Annotated in this window: 16 protein-coding genes; 10 read left to right on the forward strand and 6 right to left on the reverse strand. The window is 36.8% G+C overall.

Annotated elements, in window-relative coordinates; translation table 11 throughout:
- Positions 1-236 precede the first annotated feature (236 nt).
- The 9 genes from B3I52_RS12970 (at position 237) to B3I52_RS13010 (ending at position 10479) form a co-directional block, all read left to right on the forward strand.
- Entirely contained in the window at positions 237-1520 is a 1284-nt protein-coding gene (locus B3I52_RS12970) for a sugar MFS transporter (protein WP_293301896.1), read from the forward strand.
- A 99-nt stretch (positions 1521-1619) separates the two neighbouring features.
- Complete coding sequence (locus B3I52_RS12975; RefSeq protein WP_293301897.1) at positions 1620-2078, forward strand: deoxycytidylate deaminase; 459 nt, start codon at positions 1620-1622, stop codon at positions 2076-2078.
- A gap of 24 nt (positions 2079-2102) precedes the next feature.
- Positions 2103-4160 carry a tetratricopeptide repeat-containing sensor histidine kinase gene (locus tag B3I52_RS12980; protein WP_293301899.1) on the forward strand — a complete coding sequence of 686 codons (2058 nt, stop codon included), beginning with the start codon at positions 2103-2105 and terminating at the stop codon, positions 4158-4160.
- Positions 4161-4424: 264 nt separating this feature from the next.
- Entirely contained in the window at positions 4425-5951 is a 1527-nt protein-coding gene (gene guaA, locus B3I52_RS12985; protein ID WP_293301901.1) for a glutamine-hydrolyzing GMP synthase, read from the forward strand.
- Entirely contained in the window at positions 5938-7128 is a 1191-nt protein-coding gene (locus B3I52_RS12990; RefSeq protein ID WP_293301903.1) for an ABC transporter substrate-binding protein, read from the forward strand. Before guaA ends, B3I52_RS12990 begins: the two co-directional genes overlap by 14 nt.
- A 158-nt stretch (positions 7129-7286) precedes the next feature.
- Entirely contained in the window at positions 7287-8450 is a 1164-nt protein-coding gene (locus tag B3I52_RS12995; protein ID WP_293301904.1) for an RsmB/NOP family class I SAM-dependent RNA methyltransferase, read from the forward strand.
- A 105-nt stretch (positions 8451-8555) separates the two neighbouring features.
- Complete coding sequence (locus B3I52_RS13000) at positions 8556-9479, forward strand: DUF72 domain-containing protein (protein ID WP_293301906.1); 924 nt, start codon at positions 8556-8558, stop codon at positions 9477-9479.
- A gap of 89 nt (positions 9480-9568) precedes the next feature.
- The gene (locus tag B3I52_RS13005) at positions 9569-10204 is read left to right on the forward strand and encodes a peroxiredoxin (RefSeq protein ID WP_293301908.1); all 636 of its coding nucleotides are present in this window, start codon (positions 9569-9571) and stop codon (positions 10202-10204) included.
- A 77-nt stretch (positions 10205-10281) separates the two neighbouring features.
- Positions 10282-10479, forward strand: a complete 198-nt coding sequence (locus B3I52_RS13010; protein WP_293301910.1) for a cold-shock protein — start codon at positions 10282-10284, stop codon at positions 10477-10479.
- A gap of 78 nt (positions 10480-10557) precedes the next feature.
- Here B3I52_RS13010 and B3I52_RS13015 read toward each other — a convergent pair whose 3' ends face one another.
- The 6 genes from B3I52_RS13015 to B3I52_RS13040 all read right to left on the reverse strand — a co-directional run bounded on the left by B3I52_RS13015 (position 10558) and on the right by B3I52_RS13040 (position 16166).
- On the reverse strand, positions 10558-12327 hold the full coding sequence (locus B3I52_RS13015) for a peptide MFS transporter (RefSeq protein WP_293301912.1): 1770 nt from the start codon (positions 12325-12327) through the stop codon (positions 10558-10560).
- Positions 12328-12407: 80 nt separating this feature from the next.
- Complete coding sequence (locus B3I52_RS13020) at positions 12408-13331, reverse strand: hypothetical protein (RefSeq protein WP_293301914.1); 924 nt, start codon at positions 13329-13331, stop codon at positions 12408-12410.
- Positions 13332-13339: 8 nt separating this feature from the next.
- Positions 13340-14518: an acetyl-CoA C-acyltransferase gene (locus tag B3I52_RS13025; protein ID WP_293301915.1), complete on the reverse strand. Its 1179-nt coding sequence runs from the start codon at positions 14516-14518 to the stop codon at positions 13340-13342.
- Between the two features lie 97 nt (positions 14519-14615).
- Positions 14616-14789, reverse strand: a complete 174-nt coding sequence (locus B3I52_RS13030) for an Arc family DNA binding domain-containing protein (RefSeq protein ID WP_293301917.1) — start codon at positions 14787-14789, stop codon at positions 14616-14618.
- Complete coding sequence (locus tag B3I52_RS13035; protein WP_293301919.1) at positions 14782-15309, reverse strand: hypothetical protein; 528 nt, start codon at positions 15307-15309, stop codon at positions 14782-14784. The genes B3I52_RS13030 and B3I52_RS13035 overlap by 8 nt, the downstream gene beginning before the upstream one ends.
- On the reverse strand, positions 15309-16166 hold the full coding sequence (locus tag B3I52_RS13040; RefSeq protein ID WP_293301920.1) for an SPFH domain-containing protein: 858 nt from the start codon (positions 16164-16166) through the stop codon (positions 15309-15311). The genes B3I52_RS13035 and B3I52_RS13040 overlap by 1 nt, the downstream gene beginning before the upstream one ends.
- A gap of 141 nt (positions 16167-16307) precedes the next feature.
- Here B3I52_RS13040 and B3I52_RS13045 point away from each other — a divergent pair, with 141 nt between their 5' ends.
- Positions 16308-18383 (forward strand): HD family phosphohydrolase, encoded by a 2076-nt coding sequence (locus B3I52_RS13045; RefSeq protein ID WP_414691880.1) that lies wholly within the window; start codon positions 16308-16310, stop codon positions 18381-18383.
- The last annotated feature ends 146 nt before the right edge of the window (positions 18384-18529 follow it).

Genomic DNA, 18529 nt, shown 5'->3' on the forward strand with positions numbered 1-18529 from the left:
TTTGGAGAGTTTATTCCGATTTTCGGAAGGGAATTAAGGGGGAGGATAACTAATTAAATCAATAATGCAAACGGGTTAATTTTAAAAAACTAAACGTAATGCCCCTAAAAATTAAATAGTTTTAGGGGCATTTTTATGCCTGTTTAAACGTTTGTGGAAATATTAATTTTTAAAAAATATTAAAATATACACGCTTTTGTTTAAGTTAGGTGCTTCATTTAAACCAAACTATAAAAATGACATCAACTACACCCCAAAACAGAACGGCATTACTGCCCATGGTAATTTGCTGTGCCCTGTTTTTTATTTTTGGCTTTGTAACTTGGGCCAATGGTACATTAATTCCATTCTTAAAATTAGCGTTAGATCTAGAAACCGACTTACAGGCATTTTTTGTAACCTTCGCTTCTTATATCGCTTATTTTTTCCTCGCCTTACCCAGTTCTTGGATATTAAGGAAAATAGGCTTTAAAAATGGCTTAGTATTAGGAATGGTGATTTTAGGTGTAGGCTCTTTGATCTTTATACCTGCTGCCGACAATAGAAGTTACGGCTTGTTCCTTACAGGCATTTTTATTCAAGGCTCGGCAATGGCATTATTACAAACGGCAGTTAATCCTTATTTAAGTATTATTGGCCCTATTGATAGTGCTGCTGCCCGCATTTCTATTGCAGGTTTGTGTAATAAAGGTGCTGGGGTATTGGTACCAATTATTTTTGGAGTACTTTTCTTGAAAAACTCGGAAGAGGTAACAGCTAAAATTGCTGCCACTACAGATATCAACGCAAAAAATGCTATTTTAGATGAGCTATTGCAGCGTGTACATACCCCTTATATTGCTTTGGCAGTAATTTTTGTGTTGTTTGCTGTACTAATTAAGTTTGTTAATTTACCAGAGGTGAACGAAGAGGAAGATACCGTAGCCGATAACAGTAAATCTGTTACAAAAAATAGTATTTTCCAATATCCACATTTGTTTTTAGGGGCATTTGCAATTTTTTGTTGTGTGGCAGTAGAGGTTATGGCCGGCGATGGTATTACCACCTATGGTCGCGAATTAAACATTAATCCAAGTATTGTTCGTATTTCTACATCGTTTACTTTAATATGTATGCTTGTAGGTTATGTTTTTGGCGTTGTTGCTATTCCACGAATTATAAGCCAACAAATGGCCTTACGTATTTGTGCTATTTTGGGTGTAACATTAAGTTGCATTTCTGCTTTTACCGCAGGTAATGTATCATTTTATGCTGTTGCATTGTTAGGGTTGGCGAACTCGCTGATGTGGCCAGCTATTTTCCCTTTGGGCATTAAGGGCTTGGGTAAATTCACCAAAACTGGATCTGCTATTATGATTATGGGTATTGCAGGCGGTGCTTTGGTTTTGCCAATTTACGGGTTCTTAAAAGATAGGTTGCATATTGATTTTCAGCACGCATTTTTATACACCATGTTACCGGCATATATCTACATTATTTATTTTGCCATAAAAGGACATAAACTAGGAACTGCTAAATAGTATTTTTATCATTCGATAAGAAATTTACCTATAAGCATTAAAAACATTAATTTTGAAGGCTCTTCGGTTTTTACTCGGAGAGCCTTTTATTTAATAAGGATGGCAAAAAAGACCTTTAACGAAATTTACATGAACTTGGCTTCAGATCTGGCCAGTCGTTCGCATTGTGTAAGGGCGCATGTTGGGGCGGTGCTTACTAAAGATACCCGAATTATCTCTATAGGCTATAACGGCCCTCCGCCAGGAACGCACAATTGCGATGAAGAGTGGCCAGAAACAGGTTGTGACAGAGATAGCAAGGGAAGCTGTTCTTTAGCGCTGCATGCCGAAGAAAATGCCATTTTGTATGCCGTTAAAAATGATTCAAAAATAGACGGTGCTACTTTATACACCACATTATCGCCTTGCATAGCCTGTGCCCGACTTATTCTTTCGTCTGGAATTAGAGAAGTGTTTTACCGCGATTCTTATGCCGCTTATAAAGGTTTAGCGAGCGATGAAGGGGTAGATTTTTTAAACAGATTTGGAGTAAAAACTACGCTTTTAAATAGTAATTAAAATTATTATTTTAGACGGTGTAAAATGCCGTTTAAGAAAGCGTTAAATAGTTCAAGTGTTTGGCTGTCTGTTTTTTGTGTTGTTTTGTTGTCGTGCAACGAAAATAAGCACAAAGAAAATTCGGTGTTAGTCGATTCTATCATCAATAAAACTTCTTGGGTTTATAACGACGATCTTAATAAAGAACAGGCAGTAAGCAAACTACAATACATTTTAAATACCGATAAGCAGTTGCCTGTTAAGGCTAGGTACCAAGCTTACCACAGCTTGTATTTCTATCAACTTTATAAAAATCAATTCGAAAAATCGTTGTTATACGCCGATAGCATGATCTACACTATAGAACATAGCACGCAGGCTAAAAGGCATATAGATGATTTGGCAAGGGCTTATTATTTTAAAGGCGATGCCTTATTTAAACTTAAAGCTTACGAAGAAGCTTATCGAAACTATTTTCTTGGTAAAAAATTAATGCCCGAAATTAAAGATAAGTGCGAAAGCAGCAATTATAATTACCGTATAGCCATGATTTTGTACAAGCAAGGTAAGTATAGCGAGGCTGGAACTTATTTTAGATTGACATTAGATGAGGTTAGGCAATGTAGCACAAGTTTTTCGGAAGTTTTTAGGCAACAAGAGCTATTAAACAATATAGCCTTATGTTATTCTAGAGCTGATAAGATTGATAGTGCAATTATTTATTACAATGCAGCCCTTAAATATGTCGGTGAAAACGATACCACAGCACAAAGGAAGAAATATTACCTATCGGCCAGAGGGGTAATTTATGGCAATATGGGTGGCGAAATGCTGCGTAAAAAAGCCTATAGCAAGGCCGAAGACCTGTTAAAACAAAGCATTGCCATTAACGATTTGCCCGGCCTTGATAGCGTAGATGCCGTTACCGCTAAAATAAAGCTCATCAAGGTTTATCTAGAAACAGGCCGGTTAGATTCTGCTCATAAATACCTCGAAATTTTAAGAAAAGATAAAGATAGGTTAAATATACTCGATTATAAGCGAACCTATTATTCGCTAAACGCAAAGTATTTAGATGCCATTGGAAGCTATTCAGAGGCATTTATTCACTTGGAAAAATATGCCGCACTTTCAGATTCGTTGCAAAAGGAAATGGATAAACTAAAATCGATAAGTGTTGACGAACGATTTAGGAATTTAAGTAACGAGAACGAGATTAATGCCTTAAAACGAGAGGCAGAGATACAGCAACGTTATCTTTATATTACATTTATCATTGTGGCAATGGCCATTGCTATTGTGGTTTTAATTTATACTTTTTGGCGAAAATCGAAGAAAAACATTAAGATGCTTACCGGGCTCAATAATGAAATTTCATTACAAAAGAATAAGTTAGAAGAAGCCTTAACCCAACTTGGTTTAAGCGATAAAGAAAAAGACACCATTTTGCGTGCCGTTGCCCACGATTTAAGAAACCCGGTTGTAGGTATCTCTAGTTTAACAAAGTTGATGATTTTAGAAGATGTGCAAGGTTTAAATAAAGATAAACTAACACTTATTGATAGGGCTTGCAATAACGCCCTAACCTTAATTGATGATATTATTGAAGCTGCTGAAAACAAGCAACAGGCAAATTTTGAAGACAGGAAAAAGCAGGCCGATGTAATTGAGATTGTAAAGAATGCGATAGCTTTATCGAATTATAGAGCTGATGAAAAACAGCAGCGTATCAGGTTTGAAACAACAGTTACTAGGTTGGAAGTACACATATATGCACAAAAGGTGGCTAGGGTAATTAGTAATTTAATTAACAATGCCATTAAGTTTAGCGAAATAGGGCAGGAAATTAGAGTACGGGTTGAAAAACGAGCCGAAGACGTGTTGTTTAAAATAATAGATCATGGCATTGGTATTCCAGACAAATATGGCGACGATGTTTTCCAATTGTTCACCTCTTCAAAACGTTTTGGTACCCAAGGAGAAAAATCTTATGGTTTGGGTTTATCTATTTGTAAGCAAATAGTAATTGCCCATGGTGGTAAAATTTGGTACGAAGCCAATGCAGAAGGTGGTACGGTTTTCTTTTTTACGTTGCCTTTGTAGTTGCCCGGTTTTTGGTAAACTGAAACACCTAAGTTTTTGTTCAGTGTAGGTTGCTAAAATGTTTAGGGAAGTAAAATGATATGTTGGTGGTTAAATAGACCTGATAGTAGCCGATACCGCCCGAGTGAGCGCAGCGATTGAGGGAGTAAAGGCAATAGCAGGGCTTTCGGGAACAATAAGCACTGAAATTGCTCTCCATAAAATAATCAGTAAATCAAATCTAAAATCGTACTGCTAAAATCGTAAATTTCCTTACCTTTGCGCATGCTAGAAAAAATCATTATCCTCGATTTTGGTTCGCAATTTACACAGCTTATTGCACGTCGTGTTCGCGAGCTAAATGTGTACTGCGAAATTCATCCATTTAACAACATTCCTGCTTTAGATTCTACAGTAAAAGGAGTTATTCTTTCGGGAAGCCCATTTTCTGTGCGCCAAGAAGATGCGCCATTTGTTGATTTGAATTTGTTTAAAGCTTATCCGTTGTTGGCGGTTTGTTACGGAGCGCAGTTTATTGCACAACAAAGTGGAGGAAATGTAGAAGCATCGGCAACGAGAGAATACGGTAGAGCTAATTTGAGCTTTGTAAATAGCGAAAATGCGTTGTTTAAAGGTATTTCAACTAACTCTCAGGTGTGGATGAGCCACGGTGATTCTATAAAGCAAGTACCAGCTAATTTTGAGATTATTGCCAGTACCGCTGAGGTTAAAGTAGCCGGTTATCAGGTAAAAGGCGAGGATACTTATGCCATTCAGTTTCACCCAGAGGTTACGCATAGTACCGATGGAAAGACCTTGTTAAAGAACTTTTTGGTAGACATTTGTAAGTGTGCGCAAGATTGGACTTCTTCGGCATTTGCCGAAACAAGCATTGCCGAGTTAAAAGCACAATTAGGTGATGATAAAGTAGTTTTAGCCCTTTCTGGTGGGGTAGATAGCAGTGTGGCCGCGGTTTTATTGCACAAAGCAATTGGCAAAAACTTACATTGTATTTTTGTAGATAACGGCCTTTTACGTAAAAACGAGTACGAAAGTGTATTGGAACAATACAAAGATTTTGGCTTAAACATTAAGGGTGTTGATGCTAAAGATCGTTTCTTGAGCGAATTGGCAGGTGTTGAAGATCCAGAGAAGAAACGTAAAATTATTGGTCGTGTTTTTATCGAAGTATTTGACGACGAAGCACACCAAATTAAAGATGTGAAATGGTTGGCACAGGGAACAATTTATCCAGATGTGATCGAATCTATTTCGGTAAAGGGACCATCGGCTACCATTAAATCGCACCATAACGTGGGTGGTTTGCCAGATTTCATGAAACTGAAAGTAGTAGAGCCATTGAAAACTTTGTTTAAAGACGAAGTACGTAGGGTAGGAAACACTTTAGGTTTAGAATCGTTTATTTTAGGCAGACATCCTTTTCCTGGGCCTGGTTTGGGTATACGTATTATTGGAGAGGTAACTGCCGAGAAAGTTGCGATATTACAGGAAGCTGACCATATTTACATCCAAAACTTGAAAGATGCTGGTTTGTACGATCAAGTTTGGCAGGCCGGAGCGATATTCTTACCGGTACGTTCGGTAGGTGTAATGGGCGATGAACGTACCTACGAGAACGTAATTGCTTTAAGAGCGGTAGAGTCGTTAGATGGCATGACTGCAGATTGGTGCCATTTGCCTTATCCGGTACTCGCTAAAATATCCAATGAAATTATTAATAAAGTAAAAGGAATTAACCGAGTTGTGTATGATATTAGTTCGAAACCGCCAGCAACTATTGAGTGGGAATAAGCTTTTAAGCTTATTAGCTATTATTGCCGTGTTGGCAAGTTGTTCGCCCAAAATAACTAAGCCGGTGGCTACAGCCCCGGCTAAACCTGTTGAACAAAAGCCTGTTGCCAAGTTTGTGCAAGGCAATATCAGTGTATTTGTTCCCTTTCAGCTCAATAAATTTAATTTAAAAACGGTTACTAAGGCACAAATTGGCAAGGCCGATATGGCCCTAGATTTTTACCAAGGCTTAATGATGGGAATTGATTCTGCTGCCAACGAAGGTTTAAACTTTAAGGTAAATGTTTTTGATACTAGAGATGATAACAACCAGTTGGCAGGCTTAATTAAACGCGAAGCGGTTAAAAGTAGCAATTTGCTTATTGGCCCTGTTTTTCCAGACGGCGTTAAATACATGACAGGTTTTTCGGAAGCCAACAAATTGCCCTTAATATCGCCTTTGGCCGCTTCTAAACCAAGTGAGTTTAATAATCCCTACCTAATTTCGATAGTAAATAACATAGAGCTACATGGCTTAAAAATTGCGGATTATATTGCTAAACAATATAAGGCAGATCAAACTATGGTGGTGTTAATTAATACCAAAAAATCTGCCGATGAAGCTTTTGCCTTGCCAATTAAGAAACAATTTGCGGCTAAATATCCCAGCTTTTTAGTGCAAGAGTTTTCTTCTACTTATGTTTTAGAAACGAAAATGGTAAAGGGGAAGAAATATGTGGTGATTATGTGCTCGGACGATGCTCCTTTTGTAGCTCCAAGCTTAACCAAACTACATCGATTGAAGAATGTTGCCGGCTATCCAATTCAAGTTTTCGGCCATCCCAATTGGGCAAAACAAACATATAACATAGAGCAATTGCAAAACCTGCAAACCGTATTAAGCTCATCGTACCATATCGATTATAAAAACAAAAAAGTAATTGATTTTGTAAAGATTTATCGGGCTAAATACGAATTTGAACCTACAGAATATGCTTTTAAAGGTTTCGATATTGGGTTCTATTTTGGTAAACTGATGGCAAAATATGGCACTAGCTACCTTGATTTCTTGGTGAAAGAAAACTACAAAGGCTTGCATAACGATTTTGATTTTGGCTACGATGCAGAATATGGTTATTATAACCAGCATTTGATGTTGTTAGTTTATAAAAATATGTCGCTTAGTCAGGTGGATTAAGGAGCAAGGAATAAGGAATTTCTTCAGTTCGTCACTGCGAGGAGGAACGACGAAGTAATCTAATTTGTTAAGCTTTAGGATTGCTTCGCAAAGCTCGCAATGACGAGATGTTATTGATAGACTTCTAACAAACAATAAACCAAACAACCAACAAACCAATGAAAGTACACCATCATATCAGAGCATTTGAGCAGGTTTTAGCAAGTTGCGATGGTAAGTTACCATTGCACCGTCATTTGGTGGTTTATTTTAAGCAGAACAAGCAAATGGGCTCGTCTGATAGAAGATGGGCAAGCAGATATATTTACAGTTATTTTAGGTTGGGTAAAGCATTGGCCAGTTTGCCAGCTATAGAACGTTTGGCAATTGCCGATTTTCTTTGCAATACCGATCTAAGTTTAATCACAGCACATGTTTTTCCGGCTGCTGCAGAATACATAACTAAACCCGTAGAAGAAAAAGTAGCTTTTGTAAAAACTCAATATCTAGATTTTGATTTGAAGGATGTTTTTCCTTTTAAGCATCAGCTTTCGGATGGAATTGACGAAGATGCTTTTTTACTATCTTTATTTGTACAGCCAGATTTGTTTATTAGGGTGAGGGAAACGCACTTACCAATAATTAAAGCTAAAATAGAAGAAGCTGGAGTTGCTGTAAAAGAGCTGTCAGCTACTACATTGGCCATGCCAAATGGTACCAAGTTAGAGCAAATTATTGATGATGCACGCTTGTACCAAGTGCAAGATTTTTCATCGCAAAAAACAGGCAATTACTTTCAGCCTCAACCATACGATTATTGGTGGGATTGTTGCGCCGCATCTGGTGGAAAATCGTTGTTAATCCATAGCCTAGAGCCGAAAGTGAAATTATTGGTTAGTGATGTTAGGGAAACTAGCTTGGGTAATTTACAGGAGCGCTTTCAATTAGCGGGCATTAAAGATTACCAAAAAAAAGTAATAGATCTGTTGCAAAACAACGATCAAATATTGCATCATTACGAGTTTGATGGCGTATTGCTAGATGCACCTTGTTCTGGTGCCGGCACTTGGGGGCGTACCCCAGAGATGTTGTATTTCTTTGAAGAATATAAAGTGGCCAATTATGTGAAGTTACAAAAGGCCATAACAGAAAATGTAGTGAAGTATTTGAAGCCCGGCAAACCTTTAATTTATATGACTTGTTCTGTATTTAGGCAAGAAAACGAGGAAGTGGTAAATTATCTGCTAGAGAAATTTCCTTTAAAATTAGAGAAAATGGAATTAATAAAAGGCTACAACAACAAGGCCGATAGCATGTTTGTAGCACGGCTTATTAAACAATAAATTGCTGTTTTATGGAGAACAAAAAGAAGTTCGGTGTAAAACAAATAGTTGTATTTGAAACGAAGGTGTTGTGCTTTAATTGTTTGTTATAAACGTTATTTGATTATGGAGTTTGGGAAGGTTGCAACTAACGAAATAGCTAAAGTTGACTTTACACTGCCGCCAGATGGTGCGCAAACTAAACGCACACTAAGCGGTAAAGCTAGCAATAGCCCTAAATTTTTTGTGGGTTGTGCAAAATGGGGCAGAAAAGAATGGGTAAACTTAATTTATCCCCCAAAAACTAAAGAAAAAGATTTTTTAGGTCAGTACGTTAACCATTTCAACGCTATAGAGTTAAATGCAGTTTTTTATGGCATACCCAAAGAAGAACAAATTATTAAATGGAAAGAAATGGCCGATAAACGAGAAGATTTCTTGTTTTGCCCTAAATTTTCTAGAGCCATTACACACCTTAAGCGCTTAAAAAATGCACAAGCCGAAACTGAGCTGTATTTGAGGTCGATTAGTGCATTTGGCGATAAACTCGGGCCATGCTTTTTGCAATTAGACGATAATTTTGGTCCGAAAAATTTACCTGTTTTACAGCAATACTTAACAGCTTTACCACGCGATTTTAATTTGTTTTTAGAAGTTAGAAATAATGATTGGTTTGCTAATGCCGATGATAGGAAAGCCCTGTTTTCGCTGTTGGCAGATTTAAAAATAGGTGCGGCCATTACCGATGCTAGTGGCAGAAGAGATTGTTTACATATGGAATTGCCTACCCCTAAAGCCTTTATTCGTTTTGTAGGCAACGGCGGTGAATTTTTGGATAGTTCTGACAAAAAAAGGATAGATGATTGGGTGGAGCGATTGGAGCGGTGGTTAGATAAAGGTTTAGAGGAGATTTATTTCTTTTTGCACCAGCACGACGAAAGCGATACACCCATTATTGCAGATTATACCCTAGAAAAGTTTAATAAAAAATTAGGTAGTAAATTACCTCGCATCAACTTTATAAATCAACAAAATAGTTTATTTGGGTAAAGAAGAAACCACGGTGCCGTTGTCAAAATCACACCAATTTTGTAACTTGACTAAATAATTAATCAATTTTTCATTTTAAAAACAATACTATGAGTTTACGAATAGGGGACATTGCTCCGAATTTTAAAGCTACAACGTCTATCGGTGACATAGACTTTCATGATTACTTAGGAGATAGTTGGGGTGTTTTGTTTTCGCATCCTGCAGATTATACACCAGTTTGTACTACAGAACTGGGCAGAACAGCGTCTTTAAAGAAAGAATTTAATCAAAGAAATGTAAAAGTTTTAGCATTGAGTGTGGATGGGGTAGAATCTCATTTAGGCTGGATTAACGACATTAATGAAACTCAAAACACCGAGGTAGATTTTCCAATTATTGCAGATGAGGATAAAACTGTAGCAAATTTGTACGATATGATTCATCCAAATGCTTCAGAAACGTTAACGGTGCGTTCTTTGTTTGTAATTGGCCCCGATAAGAAAGTAAAGCTAATGATTACCTATCCGGCTTCTACCGGAAGAAACTTCGATGAAGTGTTAAGAGTGATAGATTCGTTGCAACTTACTGCCAATTATAGCGTAGCTACACCGGCCGATTGGAAGGATGGCGAAGATGTAATTGTAGCCAACAGTATTAAAACAGCGGATATTCCTGCTAAATTTCCAAAAGGATTTAAAGAAATTAAGCCTTATTTACGCACAACGCCACAGCCTAATAAATAATTGATAAACGATTGGTAGTTAATTATAAATCATTAAATTTACTTTAATTATCAATTTAAAATTATAGAACTAAACTAATGAGTACCGGAAAAGTAAAATGGTTTAATACCGAAAAAGGTTATGGGTTTATCTCTCATGACGCTAGCAAAGAAATTTTTGTGCATTTTAAAGATGTAGAAGGCGGCATTAATGGAATTAAAGAAAACGATGAAGTTGAATTTGAAATAGCTGAAGGTAAAAAAGGACCACAGGCAGTAAACGTTAAAAAGGTTTAAAATTTTCAAATATACGTCTAAAACAAAGCCCCGATAGCAATTGCTATCGGGGCTTTGTCTTTTTATATTTTACAGATGCTATTTCACCCCGTGCATTAGTTTTTTTAGTAATGGTGTAAGTAACATAATAAATATACCTAACCCAAAAGGAATTAGAGTGAAAATTAAAAAGAATGTTTTCATTGAATACTGTGCTGTGATTTCATCAATCATCCCACCCATTTTTCCAGCTATTTTATTTCCTATTGCAATTGCAAGATACCATATCCCAAACATGATGGCTATCATTCTTCCGGGTACGAGCTTGCTTACATAAGATAAGCCTACAGGAGAAATGAATAACTCTCCAAGAGTATGAAATAAATATGCTAGGATTAACCAAACCATACTCACAGAGGCAACTTGTGCACCTTGAGGAATTGAGCTAGAACCATAAGCTAGTGCTGCAAAACCAATTCCTAATAAAATCATTCCTATTCCATTTTTAATTGTAGCAAAAGGAGAGTATTTACTTTCCCATAGCTTAGAAACAATGGGAGCTAACGATATAATGAATAAAGAATTTAATACACCGAACCAAGTTGCAGGTACTTCTGCCTTTACATCAGTATATTGCTCTCTTAACATGTATATAACTAATCCCCAGATGATTAAAAATCCAATCGCTAAAATAATATTACCTAAAGCAAATCTGCTAAAGGTCTTTGCGAAAAGTTTAAATAGTACAAATGAGATGATTACCAACGGAATGACAGTAATTAATGTATTCGCTATATTGAACAAGAGTTTTTCATTTCCTTCTAAAATCCTAGCTGTGTAGTCCTTAGCGAAAATCGTCATTGATCCACCAGCTTGTTCAAAAGATGCCCAAAAGAAGATGGTAATAAATGCTAAAATTATTACAGCAATCATTTTATCTCTTAGCACCGAAGTATATTGGCTAATTCTTTTAACAAGAATGAAAATAAAAAGAACCAAGGCACTTAAAATAGCAAAATTGCTACCTGATAGAATTCCAACATTGAAATCAAAAAAGTTAATATTGGTGATTTTAGAAAGCGGATCATTAATAATCCATAATAAACCTACTATAGAAATGATAGCAATAATCGATAGGTCGAATTTAGAAAATGGATTTCTTGTTGCCTCTTCGGGTGTCTCATTTTCGTCAATTACTTCTCCTTTTTCAGGTTTTGTTCCTATATCTCCAAAAATATTTCTAGTGAAATAAAACTGAAGCATTCCAACCAACATAAAAATACCTGCTAGACCAAATCCATAGCTCCATCCCCAATTAGGGCTTTCGCCAATGTAACCACATAATAGCATGCCTAAAAAGGCACCAGAGTTTACTCCCATATAAAAAATGGTATACGCACCGTCTTTTTTTTCAGGGTGTTTTTTATACATGTGTGAAAGGATAGAGGTCATGTTAGGTTTGAAGAAACCATTTCCAAGAACTAATAAGCCTAATCCTATGTACATAAAAATATGACTAAATTCTAAGGCCATAGAGAGGTGGCCTAATGTCATAAGCAAAGCACCTACAATTACTGCCGACCTATAGCCAATGATTTTGTCGGCAATATAACCGCCAAGTATCGGTGTAAGATAAGCTAATGAGGTATAAGAGCCATAAATTGCTAATGCTGTTTCCCTTGGCCACCCCCATCCAGGATTAGCGCCAATGATGGAAGAAGTTAAAAAGAGTACTAGTAAAGCTCTCATACCGTAATATGAAAAACGCTCCCACATCTCAGTGAAAAAGAGTACAAAAAGTCCTGCTGGATGGCCTATTACTCTGTCATTGAAAAAATCGTTTTGATTTTCTGCAGTATTTGCTTGCATAGATTATTTGATAAGTTAGTCTTAGTTTTTTATAAAAATTGCTGCAATATAGGCTAAAGCATTTATATTTTAACAATAAATTAGTGCTTGCCCTTCTGAAACAGCGTAGTAGCTTTTCGTGGGGTGCTATAAAACTCGTCCATAGCAGAAGTTTCGTTCTTTAGCTGTATGTTTTCTTTGAGGTACAGCTTTTGGTAGTTTAAGGTGTAGCCATCAAAACTTAAATCGGAAGCATAAAACTCAAAATTACCCACCATATTTGCCTCGTAAGGTGCCAAATGGTCAAATACAATCATATTTGCCTGTTTGTTAAAGGTCAATGTCATTGTGTTTTGCTTGTTGTACTCGAACACTATCCTGTTTCTTACGGGGTTGTTTTTAGGCATTTGAAAAACATTTCTGCCAAAAACAGCTTCATTTTTCTCAAAAGAGAGAGTCTCTATTACTTTTTTGGTGGTTTTTTCGTTGTTTCCTTTCCAACCTAATAAAATGTAATAGGGCTTTTGCCCAGGATAGGTTAGGAAAACGATTTCATAATACCTTGCGCCATACCATCTTTTCTGATTGGTAATGAGGTTGTCGTCTAAATCTTCTGAGGCATCATTTAATGGAAGCAGTTTTAGGGAACCATCTTTAGTAGCCATCTGAATAGTGCCATAATATTTATAGGTGCCATTTTTAAAAGGCAAGAACCAAGTAAAAATTCTAAATGTTTGGTCTGGCGCTTTTAACACAGAAACATTGACCAGAGAATCAAAGTCGAATTGAAACGAATGCGGTGTTTTTAATACGCTAACTAACTTTTTTATAAAGGAGGCATTGCTTTCCAAGAGTTCCGCGTCATCCTTTGTTTCCCTATCAAAATTGCTGTACTCGGCTAAAGTATCTTGTGCTTTGGTAAGGTAGTTAAGGTTGTTGGGCGTTAATATAGTTTGTGCCTTTGTATCGGCAATAGTGCCCAATAAAAAAAATAAGAAACAAGTATTTAAAAAACTTTTAAGCATCGATTTTGTTAACGAAGATTTTCTATAACTATTGCGCTAGCGCCGCCGCCACCGTTGCAAATTCCGGCTACGCCTATTTTACCTTTGTTTTGTTGCAATACAGAAAGTAGGGTAACCACAATTCTAGCGCCCGAAGCACCAAGTGGATGTCCGATAGCTACTGCGCCCCCATTTACGTTTACTTTGTTGTTCTCTAAACCAAGTTCTTGGTTGTTTGCTAAAGAAACCACCGCAAAAGCTTCGTTAATTTCAAAATAATCTACTTGTTCTTTGGTAATGTTGGCCCGTTGCAATGCTAATGGAATAGCTTTTGAAGGTGCGGTGGTAAACCATTCTGGGGCTTGTTGTGCATCGGCATAAGCCAAAATCTTTGCAATAGGAGTTAAGCCTAATTCTTTTGCCTTTTGGGCACTCATTAAAACTAAAGCTGCTGCACCGTCATTTAAAGTAGATGCGTTGGCAGCGGTAACGGTTCCGTCTTTCTTAAAAACAGGTTTTAATGAAGGTATTTTATCAAACTTTACAGCAGTAGGCTCTTCATCTTCGGTTAATAAAGTAATTTCTCCTTTTCTGTTCTTTATTTCTACGGCAATAATTTCGTCTTTAAATTTGCCATTAACTTGTGCTGTTTGTGCTCTTTTGTACGATTCGATAGCGAAGTTATCTTGGTCTTCGCGGCTGATGTTACAGGTTTCTGCACAAAGTTCGGCAGCCGAGCCCATGTGGTAATCATTATAAACATCCCATAGGCCATCTTTTACCAAACCGTCGGTAATTTGACCATGGCCCAAGCGATAGCCATTTCTAGCTTTATCTAAATAGTACGGAACATTGCTCATGCTTTCCATTCCGCCGGCAACAACAATATCGTTTTCGCCTAAGGCAATACTTTGAGCGGCCAACATAATGGCTTTGGTACCCGATGCGCAAACTTTGTTGATAGTGGTGGAAGGTAAATCTGGTAAACCTGCAAATTTTGCCGCTTGCGTAGCAGGCGCCTGCCCTAAATTGGCCGACAATACATTGCCCATGTACACTTCTTGCACTTGTTCTGGTTTAATGCCAGCTTTTTCCAAAGCACCTTTAATTGCAAAACCACCCAATTGCGTGGCCGAAAATACTGATAGTGTGCCGCCGAAACTTCCAATTGGAGTTCTAACTGCTGATACAATAACTACTTCTTTCATTTGTAATGTATAAAATATATTTGGTTGGCGGCAATTTAGCTATAATATGATAAAACCCGTAGATAGTCACTTCTTTATTGCAGAATAAAAACTAATCTTAGTCATTACTTTTTTTGGTAGATTTCTTCCTCTTAGCTTTAACAGCTTCATTAAGAAGGTATTCTATCTGCCCGTTTATGCTCCTAAACTCGTCTGCAGCCCAATTTTCAATTTCCTTCAGTAATTCAGAGCTAATTCGAAGCGCAAATGCTTTTTTATCTTTATCAGACATCAGTTTTAATCATTAATAGGTGATGACCCTTCTTTAATACCGTCAAAAATTGGCGAAAGTTTTCAGGTTTAGTCGTGCTGAACAGCAGCTTTTTATTGTTTTTCAGTACAATCTGAAGACCAATCGAATCACCATCGAATATAAAAGCTTTATCACTCCATTTAAACCATAAACGATAACGGAACCCCCAGCCACCATATTCTCCTAAAGCATCGTATTTTCTAAGGTAAGCACTATCAATTTCGTCCCAACGAATACTTTTGGTTCTTGTGAAAGGCCAATATTTATAGGTAATGCCATCTTTGTTTACAAAAAGTGAAAGATAGTTCTGATTTATAAAATAGGCTAAGGCGAAAATAAGAACAACTCCTACAATTGGAAGGTAATAAATCTCTTTAAGTTCTTCTAAGCTTACACCAGTATCACCTAAAAAAGTAATACTCAATATAATGATGGCTTGTATACCAAATAGGATATAAAGCCACCATAAATTTAATTTTTGTATTTCTTTGTATTCCATTAATTGTATAGTGTGCCTGTATTTACAACTGGTTGAGCATTTCTATCGCCACATAATACCACTAGTAAGTTGCTTACCATAGCCGCTTTGCGTTCTTCATCTAACTTAACTATTTCCTTTTCAGATAATCTCTCTAAAGCCATTTCAACCATCCCAACAGCGCCTTCAACAATCAGTTTACGAGCTGCAATTACTGCAGAAGCTTGCTGGCGTTGCAACATAGCGCTCGCTATTTCCTGTGCATAGGCTAAATGCGAAATTCTTGCTTCTATTACTTCAATACCGGCTCTCGAAAGACGCTCGTTTAGTTCTTGTTCTAAAAGTGAGTTTACTTTATCCGCACCATCTTTAAGGGTGATTTGTGCATCTTCGTCTTCCAGATTATCGTAGGCAAAGCTATTTGCTAAATGTCTTACCGCCGCTTCACTTTGTATACTCACATATTGCACATAGTCTTCTACAGAGAAACTGGCTTTTGCTGTTTCCTGCACTTGCCATACCACTACAGCGCCAATTTCTATGGGGTTGCCCATTTTATCGTTCACTTTTAATTGTTGTCCGTTTAGGTTTCTAGCTCGCAACGACAGTTTTTTCTTGGTAGTTAGCGGGTTTACCCAGAAGAAACCATCAGATTTTACAGTGCCTACGTATTTTCCAAACAAGGTCAATACTTTCGATTCGTTAGGGTTAACGATAATCAAGCCCGGTAGAACGAGAATGAAATCTATAGTTAATACAAGAGCTCCCCAACCAAATTGACGGTGAGCTAAAAGGCATCCCCCAACAATTAAGAGGATAATTGACACGACTAACGTTAAGTAGCCAGAAGGTGGTTTGATAATTTTTTCAGATTGCATAATGATATTATTTTGATATCAATTTTAATAAAAATATTTTTTAGTTCCAAATGATTTTTTCCACTCTCTTTAATCTATTGGCTACTTTATGTGCTTATGAAGAAATAAATAGTATTTTTGATTTATTAAAAGAATTATATTTTGGCCAAGATTAAAAAGAATTCGCATAAAATACTTTATCGCAAGTATTCATCTAACCTTAAATATGTGATGATGGTGGTTTGTGTGTTAGTAATCACATTCTACTTGCCCAAACAGCCCCGCTTTCGTTACGAATTTGAAAAAGGTAAAACATGGCTAAATAAAGATTTGGTTTCGCCCTTTAGTTTTGCTGTTTTAAAAACGCCCCAACAAATAGAAGCGGATAAAAAGACTGCTGTGGAGAATACCTTGCCTATTTATCAATATGTAGAAGATGTTTTTAAAGAGCAAGGGGAAGCTTATTTGAATGAATTTGATGTTAAATGGAAATCGAACACCTTAAATGAAAATGAAAAAGAAACGAATAAGCAGCGTTCTTATCAATTACTAAATACCATCTACAACAAAGGTATTATTGATGTAAACCCCAAACATCAAACAAAAGGAAAATATTACGATTTTTCGCTGGTAAAAAATAACGTTTCTACAAAAAGCAACTCTCAGGATTTATTTACGGTAGAAACTGCACTAGTTTATTTAAAAGATCATCTTAATATTAGTAATGAGGCTATTAAAAAAACAATAATTGAGTTGGCCGAGAGCCACGTAAAACCCAATGTGCTTTTTGACGATGCACTTACCACAACGGTGCAGGCAAATGCAATTAATAGTATATCTACCACCAAAGGCATGGTGCAAAAGGGCGAGCTAATTGTGGCTAATGAAACGGTGATTGATGAAGAGGTATATCAGAAGTTGGTATCGTTTAGAGAAACATACGACGCACAGACTAAAAGTGTAGGAGATGATAAGCTGGTGTTTTTAGGGCAGGTGCTATTAGTAGGTTTTATTACAGGTTTGCTGATGGTGTTTCTTTTCCTTTTTAGAAAAGATATTTATGCTGACAATAGGCAGTTGGCACTATTGCTTTTGGTAATTACCATGATGTTGCTGGTGCTTACTTGGGCAATTAAGTTTAATTTATCTAGCCTCTACCTAATTCCGTTCTGTATTGTTCCCATTATCATCAGGATATTGTTTGATACACGCTTGGCGCTTAATTTGCATTTATTGGTAATTTTAATTGCTGGTTTTTTTGTGCCTAATAGTTTCGAGTTTGTTTTTTATCAAACTACGGCTGGTATGGTAGCTATTTATAGTATCAAAAACCTGGTAAAACGTGAACAACTTTTAATATCAGCAGCGTTTATTCTTAGTGCTTATTTTGTATCTTTCATGGGAATTGCGCTATTGCGGGAAGGTTCTCTGGGACATATAGAATGGGTGAATTTCTTGCCTTTTGTATTTAGCGTATTACTTTCTTTATTGGCCTACCCGTTAATTTATGCTTTCGAAAGGTTATTTGGTATTACTTCTGATGTAGCTTTAATTGAGTTGACCAATACCAACAATAAACTGCTCCGAGAACTTGCTTTTAAGGCACCAGGAACATTTCAGCACTCGCTACAGGTGGCTAATTTAGCGGAAGCTGCAATTTTTAAGATAGGAGGAAATGCACTTTTAGTTAGGGCAGGAGCCTTGTATCACGATATTGGTAAAATGGAAAACCCCCAGTATTTTATCGAAAACCAAACAGGTGTTAGTCCACATGATAAATTGCCTTATGAACAGAGTGCCCAGATTATTATTAGGCATGTACACAAAGGAATTGAAATTACACGAAAGAATAAGTTGCCCGAGTCGGTAATCGATTTTATCCGTACGCACCACGGTAACACTCGTGTCGATTATTTTTATCAATCTTTCCTGAAAAATTCGCCGGAGAAATTTATAGACGAGAATATTTTTCGTTATCCAGGACCAATTCCATTTTCGAAAGAAACAGGTGTTTTAATGTTGGCCGATTCGGTAGAAGCAGCCTCAAGGAGCCTTAAAAATCCGGATGCGCAAAATATAAATGACCTAGTAGAAAGGATCATTAACTATAAATTAGAGCAAAATCAATTAGATAATTGCGATTTAACGTTAAAAGATTTAGAAACTATTAAGTTGATATTCAAGACGATGCTAATGAGTATCTATCATGTTCGCGTAGATTATTCACAAACAACGTAATTTTTTTTTGCAAACATTAATGAATTGCTATATTTGCAACCTCGAAAGGCTTAAAAGCTAATCGGAAGGAGAGGTGCCTGAGAGGCCGAAAGGAACAGTTTGCTAAACTGTCGTACTGGAAACGGTACCGCGGGTTCGAATCCCGC

It is taken from the genome of Pedobacter sp. UBA4863 (assembly GCF_002399615.1).
GTDB lineage: Bacteria > Bacteroidota > Bacteroidia > Sphingobacteriales > Sphingobacteriaceae > Pedobacter.

What these genes read in the sequence shown, in the direction of transcription:
- B3I52_RS13035 (WP_293301919.1), bottom strand. Translation starts at nt 15,309, where the DNA reads ATGGAATACAAAGAAATACAAAAATTAAATTTATGGTGGCTTTATATC.
- B3I52_RS13015 (WP_293301912.1), bottom strand. Translation starts at nt 12,327, where the DNA reads ATGCAAGCAAATACTGCAGAAAATCAAAACGATTTTTTCAATGACAGA.
- B3I52_RS13030 (WP_293301917.1), bottom strand. Translation starts at nt 14,789, where the DNA reads ATGTCTGATAAAGATAAAAAAGCATTTGCGCTTCGAATTAGCTCTGAA.
- B3I52_RS12970 (WP_293301896.1), top strand. Translation starts at nt 237, where the DNA reads ATGACATCAACTACACCCCAAAACAGAACGGCATTACTGCCCATGGTA.
- B3I52_RS13025 (WP_293301915.1), bottom strand. Translation starts at nt 14,518, where the DNA reads ATGAAAGAAGTAGTTATTGTATCAGCAGTTAGAACTCCAATTGGAAGT.
- B3I52_RS13005 (WP_293301908.1), top strand. Translation starts at nt 9,569, where the DNA reads ATGAGTTTACGAATAGGGGACATTGCTCCGAATTTTAAAGCTACAACG.
- B3I52_RS13040 (WP_293301920.1), bottom strand. Translation starts at nt 16,166, where the DNA reads ATGCAATCTGAAAAAATTATCAAACCACCTTCTGGCTACTTAACGTTA.
- B3I52_RS12995 (WP_293301904.1), top strand. Translation starts at nt 7,287, where the DNA reads ATGAAAGTACACCATCATATCAGAGCATTTGAGCAGGTTTTAGCAAGT.
- B3I52_RS13020 (WP_293301914.1), bottom strand. Translation starts at nt 13,331, where the DNA reads ATGCTTAAAAGTTTTTTAAATACTTGTTTCTTATTTTTTTTATTGGGC.
- B3I52_RS12980 (WP_293301899.1), top strand. Translation starts at nt 2,103, where the DNA reads ATGCCGTTTAAGAAAGCGTTAAATAGTTCAAGTGTTTGGCTGTCTGTT.
- guaA (WP_293301901.1), top strand. Translation starts at nt 4,425, where the DNA reads ATGCTAGAAAAAATCATTATCCTCGATTTTGGTTCGCAATTTACACAG.
- B3I52_RS13000 (WP_293301906.1), top strand. Translation starts at nt 8,556, where the DNA reads ATGGAGTTTGGGAAGGTTGCAACTAACGAAATAGCTAAAGTTGACTTT.
- B3I52_RS13010 (WP_293301910.1), top strand. Translation starts at nt 10,282, where the DNA reads ATGAGTACCGGAAAAGTAAAATGGTTTAATACCGAAAAAGGTTATGGG.
- B3I52_RS12975 (WP_293301897.1), top strand. Translation starts at nt 1,620, where the DNA reads ATGGCAAAAAAGACCTTTAACGAAATTTACATGAACTTGGCTTCAGAT.